1 protein-coding gene is annotated in these 809 nt (G+C 37.6%); it reads left to right on the top strand.

Annotation, left to right across the window (positions count from 1 at the left end; genetic code table 11):
• On the top strand, nt 1-809 hold an 809-nt coding region (locus DNJ75_RS15005; RefSeq protein ID WP_229667716.1), incomplete at both ends, for an IS982 family transposase.

The following is an 809-nucleotide window of genomic DNA, read 5'->3' as shown; positions in this document are numbered from 1 at the left end:
GACTTTTGCATTATCTATGAAAAGCAACTTAAACTCAAACAAATTGGCATGGATAGAAACAGAAAATATGGCAAAGCGCAACAGTTAGCAGTGAGTGAAATTATGACAATTCTTATTATGTTTCAGATAACTCAATATCGCAATTTCAAAACATATTACAACGAGTTTATCAAAGTTTATTGGCATGAATATTTTCCTCAAGCGCCATCGTATAATCGCTTTGTAGAGCTGATGAGTCAAGCGATTTTACCGTTGTCTTACTTTTTAACTTATCATCAAGGTGAGCGCACTGGTATTTATTATGTTGATGCAACAAAACTGCCAGTTTGTCATAACTTACGCGAGAAAAATCATAAGGTTTTTGAGGGACTAGCAGGTAAAAGCAAAACGAGTACAGGTTGGTTTTTTGGGCTGAAATTGCATCTTGTGGTTAATAATCTTTGTGAGCTTGTTAGCATTCGAGTCACTCGTGGCAACACTGATGATAGGACGCCATTGTTGGATATGTGTAAGGAACTTCAAGGGATGATTTTTGGCGATCGTGGTTATGTATCCAAAGCCAAAGCAGAATGCCTTGCAGAGCAAGGGCTTAAATTGATTACTACGCTCAAAAAGAATATGAAAAAGCTATTTAGGACTCCACAGGAAAAGCAATTGTTACGGCATAGAGGTATGATTGAAACTCTATTTGATCATTTGAAAAATAGTTTAATGTTGTGGCATACAAGGCATCGCTCACCTGTAAATGCATGCACACATTTGATGGCATGCCTTGCTGCATGGGTTATCGATCCTATCTCTATTGTGGG

Source organism: Cysteiniphilum litorale (assembly GCF_003428165.1).
Classification (GTDB): domain Bacteria; phylum Pseudomonadota; class Gammaproteobacteria; order Francisellales; family Francisellaceae; genus Caedibacter; species Caedibacter litoralis.
This window is presented reverse-complemented; position numbering and strand designations above follow the sequence as displayed.